18 protein-coding genes are annotated in these 18,067 nt (G+C 61.4%); 8 read left to right on the forward strand and 10 right to left on the reverse strand.

The genetic code is table 11. From position 1 onward, the window contains the following. Positions 1–42: 42 nt before the first annotated feature. The 3 genes from OC610_RS07310 to OC610_RS07320 form a co-directional block, all read right to left on the reverse strand. The gene (locus tag OC610_RS07310) at positions 43–279 is read right to left on the reverse strand and encodes a DUF2789 domain-containing protein (RefSeq protein ID WP_264427214.1); all 237 of its coding nucleotides are present in this window, start codon (positions 277–279) and stop codon (positions 43–45) included. A 90-nt stretch (positions 280–369) separates the two neighbouring features. After that, on the reverse strand, positions 370–600 hold the full coding sequence (locus tag OC610_RS07315) for a hypothetical protein (RefSeq protein WP_264427215.1): 231 nt from the start codon (positions 598–600) through the stop codon (positions 370–372). Positions 601–731: 131 nt separating this feature from the next. Beyond that, positions 732–968 carry a hypothetical protein gene (locus OC610_RS07320; RefSeq protein WP_264427216.1) on the reverse strand — a complete coding sequence of 79 codons (237 nt, stop codon included), beginning with the start codon at positions 966–968 and terminating at the stop codon, positions 732–734. Between the two features lie 410 nt (positions 969–1,378). Here OC610_RS07320 and OC610_RS07325 point away from each other — a divergent pair, with 410 nt between their 5' ends. From OC610_RS07325 to OC610_RS07335, 3 genes are all read left to right on the forward strand, one after another. Then, positions 1,379–1,828 carry a hypothetical protein gene (locus OC610_RS07325; RefSeq protein ID WP_217861986.1) on the forward strand — a complete coding sequence of 150 codons (450 nt, stop codon included), beginning with the start codon at positions 1,379–1,381 and terminating at the stop codon, positions 1,826–1,828. A gap of 189 nt (positions 1,829–2,017) precedes the next feature. Beyond that, positions 2,018–3,028, forward strand: coding sequence for an ABC transporter substrate-binding protein (locus OC610_RS07330; protein ID WP_264427217.1), 1,011 nt, complete (start codon positions 2,018–2,020; stop codon positions 3,026–3,028). Between the two features lie 138 nt (positions 3,029–3,166). Further along, positions 3,167–3,604 carry a DUF3995 domain-containing protein gene (locus tag OC610_RS07335; RefSeq protein ID WP_264427218.1) on the forward strand — a complete coding sequence of 146 codons (438 nt, stop codon included), beginning with the start codon at positions 3,167–3,169 and terminating at the stop codon, positions 3,602–3,604. Positions 3,605–3,758: 154 nt separating this feature from the next. Here OC610_RS07335 and OC610_RS07340 read toward each other — a convergent pair whose 3' ends face one another. From OC610_RS07340 to OC610_RS07365, 6 genes are read right to left on the reverse strand one after another with little or no spacing between them, the layout of a single operon-like run. Beyond that, entirely contained in the window at positions 3,759–4,121 is a 363-nt protein-coding gene (locus OC610_RS07340; protein ID WP_264427219.1) for a Na+/H+ antiporter subunit G, read from the reverse strand. Beyond that, positions 4,118–4,396, reverse strand: coding sequence for a K+/H+ antiporter subunit F (locus tag OC610_RS07345; RefSeq protein WP_186615355.1), 279 nt, complete (start codon positions 4,394–4,396; stop codon positions 4,118–4,120). Before OC610_RS07345 ends, OC610_RS07340 begins: the two co-directional genes overlap by 4 nt. After that, positions 4,393–4,881, reverse strand: coding sequence for a Na+/H+ antiporter subunit E (locus tag OC610_RS07350; RefSeq protein ID WP_264427220.1), 489 nt, complete (start codon positions 4,879–4,881; stop codon positions 4,393–4,395). Before OC610_RS07350 ends, OC610_RS07345 begins: the two co-directional genes overlap by 4 nt. Continuing rightward, positions 4,878–6,563, reverse strand: coding sequence for a monovalent cation/H+ antiporter subunit D (locus OC610_RS07355; RefSeq protein WP_264427221.1), 1,686 nt, complete (start codon positions 6,561–6,563; stop codon positions 4,878–4,880). Before OC610_RS07355 ends, OC610_RS07350 begins: the two co-directional genes overlap by 4 nt. Beyond that, positions 6,560–6,904, reverse strand: coding sequence for a Na+/H+ antiporter subunit C (locus OC610_RS07360; protein WP_030141296.1), 345 nt, complete (start codon positions 6,902–6,904; stop codon positions 6,560–6,562). The genes OC610_RS07355 and OC610_RS07360 overlap by 4 nt, the downstream gene beginning before the upstream one ends. Continuing rightward, positions 6,904–9,828 carry a monovalent cation/H+ antiporter subunit A gene (locus tag OC610_RS07365; protein ID WP_264427222.1) on the reverse strand — a complete coding sequence of 975 codons (2,925 nt, stop codon included), beginning with the start codon at positions 9,826–9,828 and terminating at the stop codon, positions 6,904–6,906. Before OC610_RS07365 ends, OC610_RS07360 begins: the two co-directional genes overlap by 1 nt. A 259-nt stretch (positions 9,829–10,087) precedes the next feature. Between OC610_RS07365 and OC610_RS07370 the strand changes: the two genes are divergently transcribed. The 3 genes from OC610_RS07370 (at position 10,088) to OC610_RS07380 (ending at position 14,851) form a co-directional block, all read left to right on the forward strand. Then, positions 10,088–12,652 (forward strand): S-type pyocin domain-containing protein, encoded by a 2,565-nt coding sequence (locus OC610_RS07370; protein ID WP_264427223.1) that lies wholly within the window; start codon positions 10,088–10,090, stop codon positions 12,650–12,652. After that, positions 12,649–12,930 (forward strand): bacteriocin immunity protein, encoded by a 282-nt coding sequence (locus OC610_RS07375; protein WP_264427224.1) that lies wholly within the window; start codon positions 12,649–12,651, stop codon positions 12,928–12,930. Before OC610_RS07370 ends, OC610_RS07375 begins: the two co-directional genes overlap by 4 nt. An 82-nt stretch (positions 12,931–13,012) precedes the next feature. Then, positions 13,013–14,851, forward strand: a complete 1,839-nt coding sequence (locus OC610_RS07380) for a bacteriocin immunity protein (RefSeq protein ID WP_264427225.1) — start codon at positions 13,013–13,015, stop codon at positions 14,849–14,851. Between the two features lie 26 nt (positions 14,852–14,877). Here OC610_RS07380 and OC610_RS07385 read toward each other — a convergent pair whose 3' ends face one another. Beyond that, on the reverse strand, positions 14,878–15,900 hold the full coding sequence (locus tag OC610_RS07385; protein ID WP_264427226.1) for a DMT family transporter: 1,023 nt from the start codon (positions 15,898–15,900) through the stop codon (positions 14,878–14,880). Here OC610_RS07385 and OC610_RS07390 point away from each other — a divergent pair. Further along, entirely contained in the window at positions 15,895–16,458 is a 564-nt protein-coding gene (locus OC610_RS07390; RefSeq protein WP_181290436.1) for a helix-turn-helix domain-containing protein, read from the forward strand. The genes OC610_RS07385 and OC610_RS07390 overlap by 6 nt on opposite strands. 152 nt (positions 16,459–16,610) lie before the next feature. Further along, the gene (locus OC610_RS07395) at positions 16,611–18,041 is read left to right on the forward strand and encodes an FAD/NAD(P)-binding protein (RefSeq protein WP_264427227.1); all 1,431 of its coding nucleotides are present in this window, start codon (positions 16,611–16,613) and stop codon (positions 18,039–18,041) included. The last annotated feature ends 26 nt before the right edge of the window (positions 18,042–18,067 follow it).

The raw sequence follows: 18,067 nt of genomic DNA on the forward strand, positions 1-18,067 counted from the left end.
CAAGCTCCCTCGCCACGAGAGCAATCTTGCCGGTCTTCGGGTTTATTTCCCGTCGTGCAGACGCACGTTCAACTGGTCCACCAATACCGCCTCTTCACCGTCAGCAAGCAGCCACTCCCGAAGCAGGTCTTGTTGCTGATCTGACCAGAAAGGCGCATCGACCAATTTGGTATTCGGGTCCAGCGGGTGCGCCATGATGAAATCGTCGATGGCTTTGCCGTCCGAAGGCAGGCCGAGTTGGTCGAATAGGGTTTTGAGCTCGTGGGATGGTTGTTCCATTTTGTAGGACTCCTCTGGACTGCCGCCGTCATGGCGCCTCGTTTGCTTCCCTCTATCTGAGGCAAGCGGTCGTCAGGAGTTCGATCGGTTTCAAGCTTTCAGTGCACCTTCGTCGATGGCGCGCTTAAGTGCCTTCGCCGCGTCCCTGGCTGCCAGGGCGGCAGTTTCCGGGGTCTTGAACCAGCGATCCTTTTCCACTTGATGACAAGTGACAGCGGTCAGTGGTGGTTTGGCGCGCATGACAATCACCGCCTGGAATTCGCCGTCGACCTCTCTGGCTTCGCCCCGAATGAAAAAATCACCGATATCGAGTTCCGTCACGTCCGTCCTCCCTTCAAAGTCTGCTTATTATGTGAAAACCGCCCGTTGACGGCGGTCTTCTTTGGGGGCGCAGTATGGCAGCAGTTTCCGTCCGACGGCTGAGTTAAGTCATGGCCCCGGCGTAAATGAACTCAAGCGCTTTGTTCGAGGCGTCTGGCGAGGTGGCATGCTTCATTGTGATCGGTGCGGAAACCTCTTACGCGTCCGGTTGAGGTTTCTTCGATGTGAAAGAAACACTTGCCGGCCGGGACGACCCTGTAGCGCGGTTGCCCCAGTGAAATCGGCAGATGATCGTAGCCATTGAGCGGCTCATGCGTTTGGGCAACACGTGAGGTGACGGGAAGGATCAGGGGAGTGAAAGTTGCCATGTGAATTCCTTTTCTATGGTTTACCGACGAATTGCCAGCCATTTCGAGTAGTCTGCGCGCCTGCGGCTGCTCTAGAATCGACGGCGCCGTGGAGACTGCTGTGCTATCTAAAGCAATTTTTTTTGCCCTCGATGTCAGAAAAATGCTTTTCTAAGTGAGAAATTTCCCTAAAGTTAGTAGTCCCACCTTTTCCGATGGTCAGAGTGGTGTTTTCCTTCAGCCTCTGATGACCGCCGGAAAAGACAGCGAGAGCGGCAATCCTTTAGTCTTCTCTCGCCCCGGGCCTGGGCGCGCCGTTCACTTCGAATTCAAACTTCCGGTCATTGCGACCGTGCGGGTTCTCGTGGTCCATCCTTCGAGGGTGGCCGTATAAAGATGGGGATGTTTCCTTGGCAGTAAGTAATCTCGACATGCATGCATTATTTGTACTGGGTGATCTGCGGGCGAAGCTGGTCAAGCTGTTCCAGTCACGTTTTGTCTATATCACCGAACAGACCGCCGAAGGCATCTACGTTGCCGAAATCGATACCGAGTCGGCCTTGGTGGTTGACGACAAGCCCCGGCTCGAGCTCAAGGTCGGTGATCATTTCCGCGCGGCAGTGTTGCCAAGTCGCGAGGGCGGCAAGTTTGAAATCAGGTTTCGTGAAATCAAATTGACCGTCTATGGCCTTGGCGATTATGCCTTCGTCACGACGGCCGATGGCCACGCCATCCTCTTCAAGGAAGGCCACAGCGTGGTGACCGTCTTTGCCGCCAATGAACAACTGCAGGAAGGTTTGACCAAGACCTTGAAAGCGGTCACCGCCAAGGCGGCCAAATGGCGCAAAGGTGAACTTGTGACATTCAAGGCCAGTGAGTAATGGGTAGCCGTTGATTGAAAGAAATGACGCGTCGGGTTGATTTGCCTTCGCTCTTTCCCTTTGCGTAACAGTTTTAAAAGGCTCTTGCTGGAACCTTGGCTACAGTCAATTGACTGAACTATTCAGAGGCTTGCGTCCGGTTCGCCAGTCCGTTCGGTTTATTGCTGTGTTCGGCATGAGGTATCAAGCATGAAACGAGTTCGACAGTGGTTGGCTGCCTGGGCCACCCTCGCTGTGTTGGTTGCGCCCCTTCCCGCGTCCGCTGCAGCGGCGCCGATCCATTTCGCCGACCTGAACTGGGAAAGCGGCAGCCTGATCACCGATATCCTGCGGATCGTCGTTGAAAAAGGCTACGGTCTATCGACCGACACGCTACCGGGGACGACCATTACGTTGGAAACCGCCCTGGCCAACAACGACATCCAGGTGATCGGCGAGGAATGGGCCGGTCGCAGTCCGGTGTGGGTCAAGGCCGAGGCCGAGGGCAAGGTGGTTGCCCTGGGCGACACCGTCAAGGGCGCGACCGAAGGCTGGTGGGTGCCGGAATACGTTATCAAGGGCGACCCGGCCAAGGGTATCAAGCCCCTGGCGCCGGACTTGCGCAGCGTCGAGGACCTGGCGCGCTACAAAAACGTGTTCAAGGACCCGGAAAGCCCCGGCAAGGGTCGCTTTCTCAACAGCCCCATCGGCTGGACGTCCGAGGTGGTCAATAAACAGAAGCTCAAGGCCTACGGCCTTTCCGACAGCTATGTGAATTTCCGCAGCGGCTCCGGCGCTGCGCTCGACGCGGAAATCACCTCTTCGATCCGCCGTGGCAAGCCCATCCTGTTTTACTACTGGTCCCCCACGCCGTTGCTCGGGCGATTCAAACTGGTGCAACTGCAAGAACCGCCGTTTGATGCCGAGGCCTGGAAAACCCTGACCGATGCCGATAACCCCAATCCGAAGCCGACCCGGTCCCTGGCGTCGAAATTGTCGATTGGCGTGTCCGCGCCATTCCAGCAGCAGCACCCGGACATCGCCGAGTTTTTCAGCAAGGTCGACCTGCCCATCGAGCCGCTGAACAAGGCCCTGGCCGACATGAGCGAGAAACGCACGCCGTCCCGCGAGGCCGCCGAGGCGTTCCTCAAGGCCCACCCCGAGGTCTGGCAGGCCTGGGTGCCCAAGGAGGTTGCCGACAAGGTTTCCGCCGGGCTGTAGCGTGTTCCGGCGCCAGTCCGTTGAACAGTTGATCCTGGGCAAGTCGTCATTCGCCGGAAACTGGCAATCTTGGCCCGTCCGGCAAAATGCCAAATTCGAGCTAGGATGAATGTTCAACCTTTTCCAGGAGGCTGGCGAATGACGCTTTTATTGGCTCGGTCGCTGGTCGCAGTGTTTGCGACCATCAGCTTGATTCATTTGTATTGGGCCCTGGGGGGCCGCTGGGCTGCTTCGGCGGTCGTGCCGCAGGTTGCGGTGAAGCAGGGCGGCACGCTGCAACCGGCTTTCAACCCATCGGGTTGGCTGACGCTGTTGGTGGCCCTTGCGCTGTTGATGATTGCGGTGCTGGTGTGCCTGCGGGTCGGCCTGATCGCGCCGCCCGTCACGCACCGGGCGTTGCAATGGCTGATCAGCGCGGTTGCCTTGCTGATGTTTGCCCGCGCCATCGGTGAGTCGAACCTGGTGGGCTTCTTCAAGGAGGTCAAGGATTCGACGTTTGCCCGGCTCGATACTTGGGTGTACTCGCCGTTGTGCGTCGTGTTGGGGGCAGGGTTGCTGGCGGTGGCGTGGGCCTGAGCGTGTAGGAGCTGGCGAAGCCTGCGATCTTTTGATCTTTCGCTTGAGATTCAAGTGTCTTTGGAAAGATCGCAGCCTCGCTTCGCTCGGCAGCTCCTACAGGACCAGCGGGAGCAAGCTCCCACGCCACAATGATGCCTGGCTGAGGCTTCTTCTAATCCTCGGGACCAGTCCTGCGGCTGCTTATCTCCGCCGGCACATCATCCCCCGCCATGCGCTTGCGAAACAATGCCGCCCGGGCCAGCAGCAGGGTGGTCACCGGTACGGTAATCGACAGCAGGATCGGGATCAGCCAGGCATGCAGCACCGGCCCGGACTTGAGCGCCGAAAAGTAAATGATCGAGGCCAGTGCCACGCACCAGGCACCCAATGTCGAAGCCAGGGCAGGGGGGTGCATGCGCTGGAAATAGTCCTTCAAGCGCACCAGGCCGATGGCGCCGACCAGGGCGAACAGGCTGCCGGACACCAGCAGGATCGCCACCGGGATTTGCACCCACATCGACAGTTCGCCGGTCATTCGATCACCTCGCCACGCAACAGGAATTTGGCCAGCGCGAAGGAGCCGACGAAGCCGAACAGGGCAATCAGCAACGCCGCCTCGAAATAGGTATCGCTGGCATAACGAATCCCCAGCACCAGCATCATCAGCATCGCGACGATGTACAGGTAATCCAGGGCCAGGACCCGATCCTGTGCCGAAGGGCCCTTGAACAGGCGCACCAGGGTCAGGACCATGGTCAGCGAGAACAGGAACAGGCTCAGCAGGATCGCGTTGGACAGCAACGGGCTCATTCGAAAATCTCCACCAACGGGCGCTCGTAGGTGGCCTTGAAGTGTGCGATGAACGCCGCTTCGTCCTCCAGATCGAACACATGCATCAACAAGAGGCTGCGATCGAGCGCCAACTCCGACCAGACCGTTCCGGGAATCACCGTGGCGATCATCGCGAGCGCCGCCAGGCCGTTGGCATCGTGCAGGTCCAGCGGCACCTTGATGAACCGTGAGCGAGGCGGGCGGCGTCCCGCGTTGAGTACGCCCCAGGCAACCGCCAGGTTGGAAGCCAGCACGTCGCGGCCCACCAGCAGGAACAGCCGCAGCATGACCCACGGTCGACGGATACGGATGGGGCGCGGTCGCAGCGGTCGCATCATCAATGGTGCGAGGAAACCCAGCGCCGCGCCCAGCAACAGATGGCCGGCGCTAAGGGACAGGTTCAACAACAGCCAGAGGAACCACAAGGCCAGGGACAGCCAGGGTGCGGGAAACAGGCGCTTCATGGCTGCACCGCCTGCAATTCCGTGCTGGCCTGCGGGCTGGGGACGGCGCGGGTAGCCAACACCGCCATCACGTAATGTTCCGGTGTGTTCAACGCCTCAGCGGCGGATTGGGTGTAGCGCAGCAACGGCTCGGCCTTGAAACTCAACACGATGCCCAGGCCCAGCAGCGCGATGATCGGCACGCATTCGAAAGGTCGCAGCAGTGGCGAAGGCCGCTCTTGTGGCGTCCAGAAGCGCTGGATGCCCAAGCGCGAGAAGGCGATCAGCGACGCAAGCCCGGAGAGAATCAGCAACGCCAGCAGGCCCCACGCCTGATTGGACACCGGCACATCGCCGCTTGCCCCAAGCCCCCCGGGATTGAGCAGCGCATTGAGCAGGCTCAGTTTGCCGATGAAACCCGACAGTGGCGGCATGCCGACCACCAGCAGCGCGCAGGCGATGAAGCTCAGGCCCAGGAACGCCATGGTCCAGGGAATCACCTGGCCGACCACGGCTTGCTGCTCGTCATCGAGGTTGCTGCCCTTGGGTGGCTGCAGCGACTCCAGTGGCCGCGGCAGGCTATCGAGGTCATCTTCCAGAGGCAGTTCGTTGGCCGAGCGCGATCGCTCGATCAACTCGGCCAGCAAGAACAGCGCGCACAGCGCCAGGGTCGAGCTCACCAGATAGAACAGCGCCGCGCCCACCAGGTTGGGCTGGGCGAAGCCGATGGCTGACAGGAGGATGCCGGCCGAGACCAGGATGCTCAGGCTGGCCATGCGCTCCAGGCGCTGGGCCGCGAGGATCGCAATCGCCGCGCAGGTGATCGTCGCCATGCCGCCGTAGACCAGCCAGTCGGCGCCAAAATACGCCGAGGCGCCGGCCTGCCCGGAGAACAGCAACGTCCACAGACGCAGGATCGTGTAGACACCGACCTTGGTCATGATCGCAAACAACGCCGCCACCGGGGCGCTGGCCGCGCTGTAGGCCGGCACCAGCCAGAAATTCAGCGGCCACATGCCGGCCTTGGCCAGGAACGCCACCGCCAGGATCGCCGCCCCGGCGTGCAGCAGGCCCCGGTCGGCTTCCGGCACCAGCGGGATTTTCAGCGCCAGGTCAGCCATGTTCAACGTGCCGGTGACGCCGTAGATCAGGGCCGCGCCAATCAGGAACAGCGACGAAGCCAGCAAATTGATCGAGATGTAATGCAGCCCCGACGACACCCGCGCCCGACCCGAGCCGTGGAGCATCAAGCCATAGGACGCCGCCAGCAGCACCTCGAAAAATACGAACAGGTTGAACAGGTCCGCTGTCAGGAACGCCCCGTACAGGCCCATCAATTGGATCTGGAACAAGGCATGAAAACTAGCCCCGGCCCGGTCCCAGCGGGCCATGGCGAACAGCAGGGTGCAGGCGCCGATGATGCCGGTCAGCACCAGCATCAGGGCTGACAGGCGATCGACCACCAGCACGATGCCGAACGGCGCCTGCCAGTTACCCGGCAGGTATACGCCGATGGAGGCGGGCAAGGGCTGGTCCTGGGTCCAGGCCAGCAACAGCACGGCGATGCCCAGGCCCAGCAGGGTGGAAAACAGATTGATCCGCGCCTTGAGCGGTCGATGTTTCTCGCCAAGCATCAGCATCAACGCGGCGGTCAGCAACGGCAGCAGGATGGGCGCGGCGATCAAGTGAGGCGTCAACGTCATTCCCTGGGCTCCCGGCCGTCCACGTGGTCGGTGCCGGTCAGGCCCCGGGATGCGAGCAGGACCACCAGGAACAGCGCGGTCATGGCGAAGCTGATGACGATGGCGGTCAGCACCAGCGCCTGGGGCAGCGGATCGGTGTAGTGCAGCAGGTTCTGCGGTACACCGTCCTTGATGATCGGCTCCTTGCCGATGAACAGGCTGCCCATGCTGAAAATGAACAGGTTGACGCCGTAGGACAACAGGCACAGGCCCATCACCACCTGGAACGTCCGTGGGCGCAGCACCAGCCACACACCGGAGGCGGCCAGCACGCCGATTGCAATCGCGATGACTTCTTCCATCAGGCGTTGGCTCCTTTGAGGGGGGCGACGGGTCTGGCGTGCAGGCCCGGTTTATGGGCTCGCACCGACTGGTGGGCCAGGGCGGTGAGAATCAACAGGGTCGAGCCGACCACCACGGCGTAGACGCCGATGTCGAAGAACAGCGCGCTCGCCAAGTGGATATCCCCCAGCAACGGCAGTTCGAAATGCCAGGTGTGGGTGGTCAGGAACGGATAGCCCACCGCCATTGCCCCAAGCCCTGTCGCGGTGGCGCACAGCAGACCCGTGCCCATCCAGCGCAGCGGTCGCAGGCTCATTTGTGCCTCGACCCATTGGGTGCCGGCGACCATGTATTGGAGGATGAACGCCACTGACATCACCAGGCCGGCGACGAAGCCGCCACCCGGTTGGTTGTGGCCGCGCATAAACAGATAGAACGACACCACCAGGGCAATCGGCAGCAGCAGGCGCACCAGCACCGACGGCACCATCATGAAGCCCAGGGCCGTGTCGCTGGCGTGGCGTGGGTTGACCAGGTCGGTGACCACGTCCGGCGCCAGCAGGCGTTGTTGCGCCGGCAGCTGGATGCTTTCCTTGGGCGGTCGGAAACGCCGCAGCAGGGCGAACACCGCCAGGGCCACCGCCACCAGCACGGTGATTTCCCCGAGCGTGTCGAAGCCACGGAAGTCCACCAGCATGACATTCACCACGTTGCTGCCGCCGCCTTCGGGCAGGGCCCGGCTCAGGTAGAACGATGAAATGTCGTTGGGCGTCTGGCGCGTCAGCATCGCATAGGACAAAAGCGCCATGCCGCCACCCACCGCGACGGACAGCAACAAGTCCCGCAGGCGCCGGACCCGCGCCCGGCGTTCGCTGTTGGGCAGGGGGGACACGTCTTCGATTCGCCGTGGCAGCCAGCGCAGGCCCAGGAGAATCAGTACCGTGGTGACCACTTCCACCACCAATTGAGTCAAGGCCAGGTCCGGGGCCGAGAACCAGACGAAGGTCACGCAGGTCATCAGGCCGCAGACACTGACCATCGTCAGCGCCGCGAGACGGTGATACTTGGCCTGCCAAGCGGCACCCAGGGCGCAGCCGATGGCCAGCACCCACAGGACGACGAACACCACGGAACCGGGGATCTTTGGTCGATCGCCCCAGACCAGCGTGCTGTTCATCATCGGAATCAGTCCGGCCAAAACCGCCGCCAATACCAGCCAGAACAACTGGGCTTGCAGGCGCCGCGTGCTGATCTTGCGTTCCAGGCGCCGACCCTGGCGCATCATCAGCACCAGGCAGCGCTCGAACAAGCGCTTGCCGCTGAGGCGACCGATCAACGGAGGATGCTTGATGCGGCCTTGCTTGAATTGTTTGCGCAGCAACAGGTACAGGACGATGCCGCCGGACATTGCCACCAGGCTCATGATCATGGGGGCGTTCAGGCCATGCCAGATCGCGAGGCTGTACTCGGGCAGCGGGCCGCCCACCACCGGCAGCGCGGCGGCGGCCAGCAACGAGCCCACCACCTGGGCAGGAAAGATGCCCACCAGCAGGCAAGTGAATACCAGCAGTTCCACTGGCGCGCGCATCCAGCGTGGCGGTTCGTGGGGTGTCAGGGGCAGGTCGGTGGCGGTGGGGCCGAAGAACACGTCGACGGTGAAACGCAGGGAATACGCGACGCTGAACGTGCCGGCGATGGTGGCGATGATCGGCAGCGCCAGCTCGACCCAGGCCGTGGCGGAAATGAACACGGTCTCGGCGAAGAACATTTCCTTGGACAGGAACCCATTGAGCAGCGGCACCCCGGCCATGGCCGCGCTGGCGACCATCGCCAGGGTGGCGGTGAACGGGATCAGCCGCACCAGGCCGCTGAGCTTGCGGATGTCCCGGGTGCCACTCTCATGGTCGATGATGCCGGCGGCCATGAACAGCGAAGCCTTGAAGGTGGCGTGATTGAGGATATGAAACACCGCCGCCACCGCCGCCAGCGGACTGTTCAGACCGAGCAGCAAGGTGATCAGCCCGAGGTGGCTGATGGTCGAATAGGCGAGGAGGCCCTTGAGGTCGTTCTGGAACATCGCGCAATAAGCGCCCAGCACTAGCGTGCACGCGCCGGCGCCGCCGACGATGTAGAACCATTCTTCACTGCCCGACAGCGACGGCCATAACCGCGCAAGCAGAAAGACACCGGCCTTGACCATGGTCGCCGAGTGTAAATACGCCGACACGGGCGTGGGCGCGGCCATGGCGTGGGGCAGCCAGAAATGAAAAGGGAATTGAGCGCTTTTGCTCAGCGCACCGATCAGGATCAGCGGCAGCAGGATGGGGTAGAGGGCGTGGTCACGGATCAGGTTGCCGGCGGCCAGGACCTTGTCCAGGTCATAGCTGCCCACCACATGGCCGAGCAGCATCACCCCGGCCAACAGGCACAGCCCGCCGGCGCCGGTCACCATCAACGCCATATAGGCGCCGCGTCGAGCGTCGGCGCGGTGATGCCAATAGCCGATCAGCAGAAATGAAAACAGGCTGGTCAGCTCCCAGAAAAACACTATCTGGATCAAGTTGCCGGAAATCACCAGCCCGAGCATGGCGCCCATGAACGCCAGGAAAAACGCGAAGAAACGCGGCACCGGATCGTCCGGCGACATGTAATAGCGGGCGTACAACGACACCAGCGTGCCGATGCCCAGCACCAACAGCGAAAACAGCCAGGCGAAACCGTCCAGGCGCAGCACGAAATCCAGGCCCAGGCTCGGCAGCCAGTCATAGTGCTCGCGAATCACGCCACCGTCGGCGATCTGCGGGTACCACAAGGCCACCTGAACCGTGCCGACCAGGGCCACGAGGCCGGCCAGCAGGGATTCGGCGTTACGCGCGTTATGCGGCAACAGCGCCGCGACACAGCTGCCGATGAAGGGCAAAAGCAATAGAACTATCAGTGACATAGGTTTCTATTCGGCAAAGGTTGTCCGGGATCATACGTGGCGTATTCCCGATCACCAACCGCGAGGGTGTCGCAGAATCCTACAAGGTAGACGGATTTTTTCCTGTTTAGGTTTGTTTCGGTCAGTGGCGGGCTGCGGGGATTGGTCACGGATATCGAAGCGCTCTTAGCTCAAAAACAGAATCCGGGTGCGGTACCTATGTACCGCACCCGGGCATCGCTCCATCGCCATGCTGCGCCATACAGAAAAGGAGATCTGTATGGCACAGCAAACACTTAACGATGGATCAGATGGAACAGTAGTCATCAGCCCTGGGCCAACGGCTTCAGGTGGCGGTTTCCAGATTGGAAGCGGCGGCTTTTCAGGCGGGTTTGGTGGCTCGGGCAGCAGGCGCAGCAGGCGCCGCCGTAAAGCCAGGGCCAGAGCCAGGTACGAACAGCTCAAGGCCCAGCAAGAAGCTCAGGCAAAGGCAGACGCGGAGAAGGCCAAGGCCACCGCCGCGGCCCAGGAGCAAGTGCGTCTCCAGGCTCGGCAACAAGCGCTGGCGACAATGGTCCAGCGATACACCAATACCCGGGCCGAGGTGGATCGGAACTTCGCGGGCAAAAGGCAACAACTCGCAGCATCTCTTCAAAAGGATATCGCTGCCGCAAAACGGCTCCCCGTTTCGAACTCGACCGAACGCTGGCAGCTTTACACCATCACCAAAGAGAAAAACGAGATCGACGGGCTGATCACCCGCAAGTCTCAAGAACTCAACGCGAAGAATCTCGCTGCCGGTGTCTTTGACGGACAGGATCCGCTGTCCCGTTCGGTCGATGACTACCGCGCGCGACTGGATCAATTCGGTGCCGCGCTGGATGAAGGTCACCGACTCTGGGAACAAGCTTACATTGCGGCCCAAGAGGCTCGGTTGCTTTCCGAGCAAATCAAGGCCTTGAGGGAAAAATCCGATGCCCTGGCCAGGCACCATGCCGAGCAAACTGTCGTTTGGCGTGAACGGGAGGTCGTCAGAGAACGCCAGCGCCAATACGCCGAACAACGGGCCGAGCGCATCCGTTTCAAGCAGCAGGTTGACGAAAGCATTCGGCATCAGCGGTTCCGGCAGGCCCACACCCTGAGCGTGCCCACATCAACGCTCGCCGCAGGTGGGATGGTCCTGACTCGCGAGACGGTTTTCGTTGCCCAGCAAGCCGCAGCGATACTGGAGAAATCCATTGAGGCCGGCGTCGCGGAACTCATGGCCTATGGACGGATCCTGGCCCGCACGGGACCGATCTTCATCACGGCCATGGTTTACTCGCCGGTGCTGGGCGACGGTGAACTGACGCCGGAACAGCGCAGGCGTCTCTTTCAAGGGGTTGGGATACCTGCGCAAGCATTGGGCCTTACAGACGACCAGGCGTTGCAGCGCGCCGCCGATGCCGGCGGCTCGGTTGAAGTGGCCTACCGGCTCAAGCCCGAAACCACCGCGCAAGGTACCGCTATCCATGCCGCCAGCGTTGGCGAAGGCATCGGTGCGCGGGTGCCGGTCATCAACGCCGTGCTCGACCCGTTGACCGGTCTGTACAACGCCGAAGTGCCCGGCTTCCCGACACGGCATTTGCAATTCACTGCCGACACGATTGTGCAGGCTGCCCCCGAAAGCCCGCCTGGGGTGACGTTGCCGGCGGCCCAGGTACAAACCCTGCCGGTGGGCGTGGACCTGCGCATCCAGGACTGCATCGTCTGCGTGCCTGGCATGCCGCCGACCTACTTCTCTTTCGAAGCGCCACCGTTGGGCTCGGGGATCGTCACCGGCACGGGCAAACCGGCAGCGAACGATTGGTGGAACGGTGCTAGCCAGGCACAAGGCGCGGCCATCCCCGAGCCCATCGGCCACTCGATGCGGGCGCAGGAGGTCAAGTCGTTCAGCGCCTTCGACCAGGCGTTATGGCGCACGCTTGCCGAGCATCCGACGCAGTGGGCAAACACAGACGAGATCAACCAGAAACGCATCGAACGCGGCTTTGCGCCCTATGCGCCCAAAAGCACATGGGTGGGTGAGCGTCGCGAATTCGAACTGCGTTACCAGGAGCGGGCGGAGCTGGGCGAAAACCCATTCAACCTCGACCGCATCAGCGTTACCACGCCCAACAGCCTGCTTGGCAGGCCGGGCATCGTCCCGGCGGTCATCCCCTGGCCGGCGCCTCCCATCGGCCACGGTACCCGAACGCCTTTGGTTCCGCCGGGCATCGAACAGCTCGGCCCGACCACTCTGCCGGTCACGCCACCGCTTTCGCAGGAATATCCCGGCAAACCCGTAGTCCCCGTCCTACCGGAAAACGAGACGTTTCCGGCTGTCGATCCGGTGCTGGCCGGTGCGAGTATTCCCGGGTACCCGGGGGATATGGAGTTGCCCTCGCCGGATGCGCTGTTTTATGACCAGCGGGATGACCCCGGGATGGCCTTTGGCTCTGGGCAGCCAGTTTCAGGCATTTGGTTGGGGGAGGCGGCGCGAACGACTGGGGCGGCGATTCCTGATCGGATTGCGGATCAGTTGAGGGGGAGGGAGTTTGCGAATTTCCATCGGTTCAGGGAGGCGTTTTGGAGGGCGGTGGCGGCGGATGAAGAGCTGAGGCAACAATTCACTAGAGGCAATTTAGACCGCATGCGGGACGGAAGCTCGCCGTACGCAATAGGGAAGGATCAAGTTGGAGGTCGGAAAGTTTTCGAGCTCCACCATGAGATCACCGTCGCCAAGGGTGGCGATGTTTATGGGCTGAATAATATTTATGTTCTTACGCCGAGGCGTCATATCGAACTTCACAAGGAGAATTTATGAGTGCCATTTTTAAAGAAAAATTAGAGGACTATACCGAGGCGGAGTTTCTAGCGTTTCTTGGTGAGTTCTTCCATCAAACAAGTGGCCTAAAAGGGGCTGCACTGGAAAAATATAGAGATGAACTTCTTCGTCACTTCGAACAGATCACCGAACATCCAAGTCGTTCAGACGTTATCTTTTATCCCAAGGAAGGCCAGGAAGACAGCCCTGAAGGCATCCTGAAAGAAGTCAAGGAATGGCGAGCCCGCAATAACAAACCCGGCTTCAAGCCGGAATAAGTCAGTCCAGGAGCGCATCTGCTCAATCCGCCGCGAGCAGGTGCGTCATCAAGGACGATCGCCTAAACAAGGAAGAACAAAGATGGAACTTAAACCCAAACTCCAGGATTACACCGAGTCCGAGTTTCAGGCGCTTGTCGACAAGATCTGGAACGTGGAAGCCAGCAAAGAAGATCATGACCGGCTTATCAATCACTTTGATCGCATTGTCGATCATCCTAGTGGTGCGGACCTGTTGTTTTACCCGGAGGATACCTCCAATTTACATTCCCCAGGCGCAGTCACCTTCCTCCTCAAGTACTGGTATCACCTGAAGAGACTCATTCCTTTCAAGGACGGTGTGCTTCCAGCACCGTTCGCACCGGTCAACGTATCGAGCTTTATTGGATACACCACTGCGAGAGCCAAGCACGAACTTGCGAACGCTCAGCGAATGGCTGCGGACATCGCCTCTGAGGAGCAAACGGTCGATTCGGCGTTTTCTCTGCTTGAAAGCGCTATCGAGCATCTGCCGAAACTACAGCATTCGAACGCGACGCTGGAGGCGCTGGAAAAGGGGGTGCGCCGGATCGAGCATGCGCAGCACGAGGTGCTGATGGCCGTTCGTGCATTCGAAGGCAGGAAAATGCGCGTCGAGTTCGACAAAGACGCGGCACAGCGAAATCTAAGCTACACCCAAGATGACAGGACCCTCTGGCAAGCCAATCTGCAGCAGGCCACTGCCAATCAGGTTCGTTATCTGGCGCGTCTGTCCTCCAACACCCAGCGCCTTGCCGAACTCCACACCAAGGCCGAAACCGTGGTTGATCATGCCTGGCAACAACTGGTGCGCCTGCGGACTCCCGACCGATACCCAAACGTGTTTCGTCTATCCGTCGTCGCTAACCTGGGACGTCCGGATCTGTTGATCAGCGACGCGCAGCCATTGATGCCGGTTCAACGGGTGGATTTGCAGAAGACCCTCCGTTCCGCAGTCGCCGAATTCAATTGGTCATTGATTGACGGAGCGCAGAAACATCCAGAGCAATACGCCAGCGTGCTGAGCTTCGGGTTCGCCAGTCGCGCCAAGGCCGTGCGTTTTGGCTTCTGCGCTGGGTTGACCGAGCTCTCGCTGATCGATCCCGATTGGCAGGCACTTGCCGCCCAGCGTGGCAGCGTGGAGTTACCGCTGCGGATGAGCACCACGACGGTTGCCGTGAAACCCGGCAGCCTTTCGTATGGGTTAAAAGCAATACGCGAGCTTTTCGAGGTTTATATCACTCCCTGCGCCGGTTTTTTGCCCGGGAAGGTGCGCGTCAGGCCGGCCGTCTGGCATGAGGACGAGAGGGCCTATCGTTTTACAACGGATGGCCCGCAGCCCGACATGATCGAGTGGACGTACCCCAGGGGCCTGGAGGCGCCGGCAGTATCAAAGCAGGACAGGCTCGATTCCACGGGGTTTGTCCGTTCGTCACCGGTGCCGGAATTGGCCTTGTTCGACTCCGTCGAAGCGGTGCGATTCGATGACTATGTCGTGGTGTTCCCGCCGGATTCCGGCCTGGAGCCGGTCTATGTACTGTTCAATGACCGTCGGGATTGTCCGGGGGGCGTGAGCGGAGAAGGGCACGCGGAGGCTGAGGACTGGCAAACGCAGGCCTTGAGCAGCCAGGGCGCTTCGGTCCCTGCATCGGTCGCCGACCCATTGCGCGGGCAAGTCTTCGAGCGTTTCGATTTGTTCAAGCGTGCGTTCTGGAAGGCCGTTGCGGCCGTGCCGGCGTTGAACGCCCAATTCAACATCGACAACAGGGCGTTGCTACTCAGCGGTTTGGCGCCCCGCAGTGAGTTGCCTGAAGACAACCGTACGCTGCGCATTCTGCACCGCGTCGACGTCACACAGGGCGGTGGCGTCTACGATCTCGATAACCTGATTATTCAATATTGAAACCGGAGGGCTTGGGCATGAGCGGCTCAGCCCTCCCGCTCAAGCCCCTCATCCACCTCGACAACGCCTTTGTTCCGAGTCTTCAACTCGCTGACAATCACCGCCGCCACAATCAAGCCTGCCCCGAGCAACGCAATCGCCGGCAACCGCTCACCCGCCAGCCGCCCGGCGATGCCGGCCCACACCGGTTCGCCGGCATAGATCAGCGTGGCGCGGGTCGGCGAGACGCTTTTCTGTGCCCAGTTCATCGCCACCTGGATCGCCGCGCTGGCGGCGCCCAGGCCTACGGCGCTGACCAGCAGCAGCCAGGAGAAGCTCGGGATCACTTCCTGCGTAGGCACCACCATCAGGAAGGCCAGCACCGCCGTGCTTGCCAGTTGCACCACCGTCACCCGGCGTACATCGACCTGGCCGGCGTAGGTACTGATCAGGATGATCTCGGCGGCGATCGCGATGGCGCTGATCAGCGTGGCTATTTCACCGGAACTGAAATTAAGTGATGCACCGGCGGGGCCCGACAACAACATGAGGCCGGTAAACGCCAGCATGATGCCGATGCTTGGCATCAGTCCTGGCCGCCGGCCCAGCACCAGCCATTGCAGCAACGGCACGAACGGCACGTAAAGTGCGGTGATGAACGCCGATTGGCTGCTGGGGATGGTTTGCAGGCCGACCGTCTGCAGGCCGTAGCCGAGCATGATCGCGACGCCAATGAAACATCCAGCCTTGAGTTCGAACAGCGTCAGCGCGCGAAGATGCCGCCAGGAGAACAACGCGACAAACGCCGCCGCCGCGGCGAAGCGCAAGCCTACGAAGAACATCGGTCCGCTGACGGTCATGGCGTGCTGCACCAACAGGAACGTTCCGCCCCAGATCATGGTGATCAGCACCAGCACGCACTCGGCCTTGCTGAGCCTTGGGAGACGGGAGGACGCTTGTGGGGAGTTCAACGATGCCATGACCTTGCGCGCTACTTGAGGCGGACGCACAATGCGCCCGAAGTTGGGCAGTATAATGCGCAACCCCCGCAGATGAGCAATATAGTGCACAAAGAAAACAGCCAGCGGGCATCGGTCCTGCAACACGTCAGCCAGAACGTCCGACGCCTGCGGCATGCCGCGCAGCTCAGCCAGACCGCGCTGGCTGAATTGTCCGGGGTCAGCCGACGGATGCTGGTCGCCATCGAAGCCGGCGAAAAAAATGTCAGCCTGACCACGCTGGACCGTGTCGCCGAAGCCTTGGATGTGGCCTTCAGCGATCTGATCCAGGCGCCCGATGCTCGCGACCCGAGCCGTATCAACGAGCTGGCCTGGGCCGGCGTGATTCCGGGCAGCAAAGCCGTATTGTTGGCCAAGGCCACCGCCAACCGCGAAGTCGAACTTTGGGAATGGCGCCTGGAGCCCGGCGAGCATTATGTCTCGGAGCCCGACGCGGACGGCTGGAGCGAGCAGCTTTATGTATTCGAAGGTTGTTTGACGCTGTTGCTGGGCAGCGAGGAGCGTCGAATCGAGGCTGGCGAATTTTTCATGTTTGCCAGCAACCAGCCCCATGCCTATCGCAACAACGATTTGGTGGCCGCGCGGTTTGTGCGCAATGTGGTGATCTGAACGCCCACAGCATCGCGAGTGCTACCAAAGAACGCTTCCGGAGCATCAGGCGATGGCAGTAAGGTAGCGTCTCGTCGTTCCGTTGCTTTGACGTCCCACCACGGCCCTTGAGGCGTGAACGATAACCGCTGTTTTCATGACGGAAGCGTTCGATGACTGACGTGCCAACCTCGATTTCCCGTCTCGCCGATGTCTTGATCATCGGCGGTGGCTTGAGTGGTGCCATGCTCGCCGCGCAATTGCTGCGCTTGCCGGGCCGGCGCGAAGTGCTGATTGTCGAACCGCGTAGCGAGTTGGGCCGGGGCGAGGCCTACAGTGCCGTGGAACTGGGCCATACTTTGAATGGAAACGCGGCCCGCATGAGTGTCGACCCGGACAACGCCGATGACTTGACCCAATGGCTCACCGCGTTCATCAAGGCCGGCGGCTGGCCCGAGTCGGATCAGCAACACGTGCCCATCAGCGAGCTGTTTGCGCCCCGGGGAATGTTTGGCCTCTACGTACAGCAACGTCTGGCCGAAGCTCGCGAGACGGGCGCACAGAACGGTTCGACCGCCGAGCATGTGCGCGGGGAAGCCGTGGACCTGCGGCTTGCCGACGGTGGCGTGATGGTGACGCTCGGCGACGGCCAGATCTTGCGTGGCCGTTTTGCGGTGCTGGCCACCGGCATGTTCCCGGCGGCGCGCACCCCGCAGACCGAATCCAGCGGCCTGAACGCCGCAGCCCTCGATCCCTGGGACGTGGCCGCGATGCGCCAGCTCGATCCGCAGTCCACGGTGCTGATCATCGGCTCGGGGCTGACCATGGTCGATGCCGTGGTGTCTTTGGAACAGGCTGGGCATCGCGGGCCGATCGAAGTGTTTTCCCGCCACGGCCTGCTGCCCCACGTGCGCCGCCAGCCACCGGCGTGGGTGGATTTCCTCGCCGAAAACCACAGCCTGCGTTCGCCACGCCAGTTGATGCGCGCCCTGCGCGAGCAATGTCGTCAGGCCCAGGCTCAGGGCATCGACTGGCAGGCGCCGCTGGATACCGTGCGCGCGCATATAGGACGGTTGTGGAATCAGGCCAGCGATGTGCAGCGCCGGCAGTTCGTGCGGCATGTGCGGCCGTGGTGGGAAAGTCATCACCATCGTTCGCCACCGTTGAGCGCGGAACTGGTGGCGCGCCTGCATGGGGAAGGTCGGTTGCGGATTCAGGCGGCGTCGTACAAAGGGCTTGTATCGTCTGGCGAAGGATTGGTGGCGATTAATATTCGTCGACGGGGCGAGGCTGGACTGGAAGTGGTGCAGGGCGCTGCGCTGATTAACTCCAGCGGCATTGAATATGACTGGCGTCGGGTTGCGCGACCGTTGCCGCAGCAGTTGTTGGCGCGAGGTTTGGTCCAGCCCGGCCCATTGGCCCTGGGCATCGCCGCGCGTGCCGACGGCGCGGTGCTGGATGCCCAAGGCGAACCCGCCGACCGCCTGTTCGCCATGGGCCCGCCGTTGCGGGGGATGTGGTGGGAAAGCACGGCGGTGACTGATGTGGCGAGCCAGGCCAAGGCGTTGGCGGCACGGTTGGCTGAATTGAAAGCTCAAGACTGAGCACCGTGGCGAGGGAGCTTGCTCCC

This window comes from Pseudomonas agronomica, from assembly GCF_025917275.1.
GTDB lineage: Bacteria > Pseudomonadota > Gammaproteobacteria > Pseudomonadales > Pseudomonadaceae > Aquipseudomonas > Aquipseudomonas agronomica.

Coding starts and splice junctions, on each gene's coding strand:
- OC610_RS07375 (WP_264427224.1), top strand. CDS start 12,649: ATGAGTGCCATTTTTAAAGAAAAATTAGAGGACTATACCGAGGCGGAG.
- OC610_RS07355 (WP_264427221.1), bottom strand. CDS start 6,563: ATGACGTTGACGCCTCACTTGATCGCCGCGCCCATCCTGCTGCCGTTG.
- OC610_RS07325 (WP_217861986.1), top strand. CDS start 1,379: ATGCATGCATTATTTGTACTGGGTGATCTGCGGGCGAAGCTGGTCAAG.
- OC610_RS07350 (WP_264427220.1), bottom strand. CDS start 4,881: ATGAAGCGCCTGTTTCCCGCACCCTGGCTGTCCCTGGCCTTGTGGTTC.
- OC610_RS07345 (WP_186615355.1), bottom strand. CDS start 4,396: ATGAGCCCGTTGCTGTCCAACGCGATCCTGCTGAGCCTGTTCCTGTTC.
- OC610_RS07335 (WP_264427218.1), top strand. CDS start 3,167: ATGACGCTTTTATTGGCTCGGTCGCTGGTCGCAGTGTTTGCGACCATC.
- OC610_RS07380 (WP_264427225.1), top strand. CDS start 13,013: ATGGAACTTAAACCCAAACTCCAGGATTACACCGAGTCCGAGTTTCAG.
- OC610_RS07310 (WP_264427214.1), bottom strand. CDS start 279: ATGGAACAACCATCCCACGAGCTCAAAACCCTATTCGACCAACTCGGC.
- OC610_RS07360 (WP_030141296.1), bottom strand. CDS start 6,904: ATGGAAGAAGTCATCGCGATTGCAATCGGCGTGCTGGCCGCCTCCGGT.
- OC610_RS07320 (WP_264427216.1), bottom strand. CDS start 968: ATGGCAACTTTCACTCCCCTGATCCTTCCCGTCACCTCACGTGTTGCC.
- OC610_RS07330 (WP_264427217.1), top strand. CDS start 2,018: ATGAAACGAGTTCGACAGTGGTTGGCTGCCTGGGCCACCCTCGCTGTG.
- OC610_RS07395 (WP_264427227.1), top strand. CDS start 16,611: ATGACTGACGTGCCAACCTCGATTTCCCGTCTCGCCGATGTCTTGATC.
- OC610_RS07365 (WP_264427222.1), bottom strand. CDS start 9,828: ATGTCACTGATAGTTCTATTGCTTTTGCCCTTCATCGGCAGCTGTGTC.
- OC610_RS07340 (WP_264427219.1), bottom strand. CDS start 4,121: ATGACCGGCGAACTGTCGATGTGGGTGCAAATCCCGGTGGCGATCCTG.
- OC610_RS07370 (WP_264427223.1), top strand. CDS start 10,088: ATGGCACAGCAAACACTTAACGATGGATCAGATGGAACAGTAGTCATC.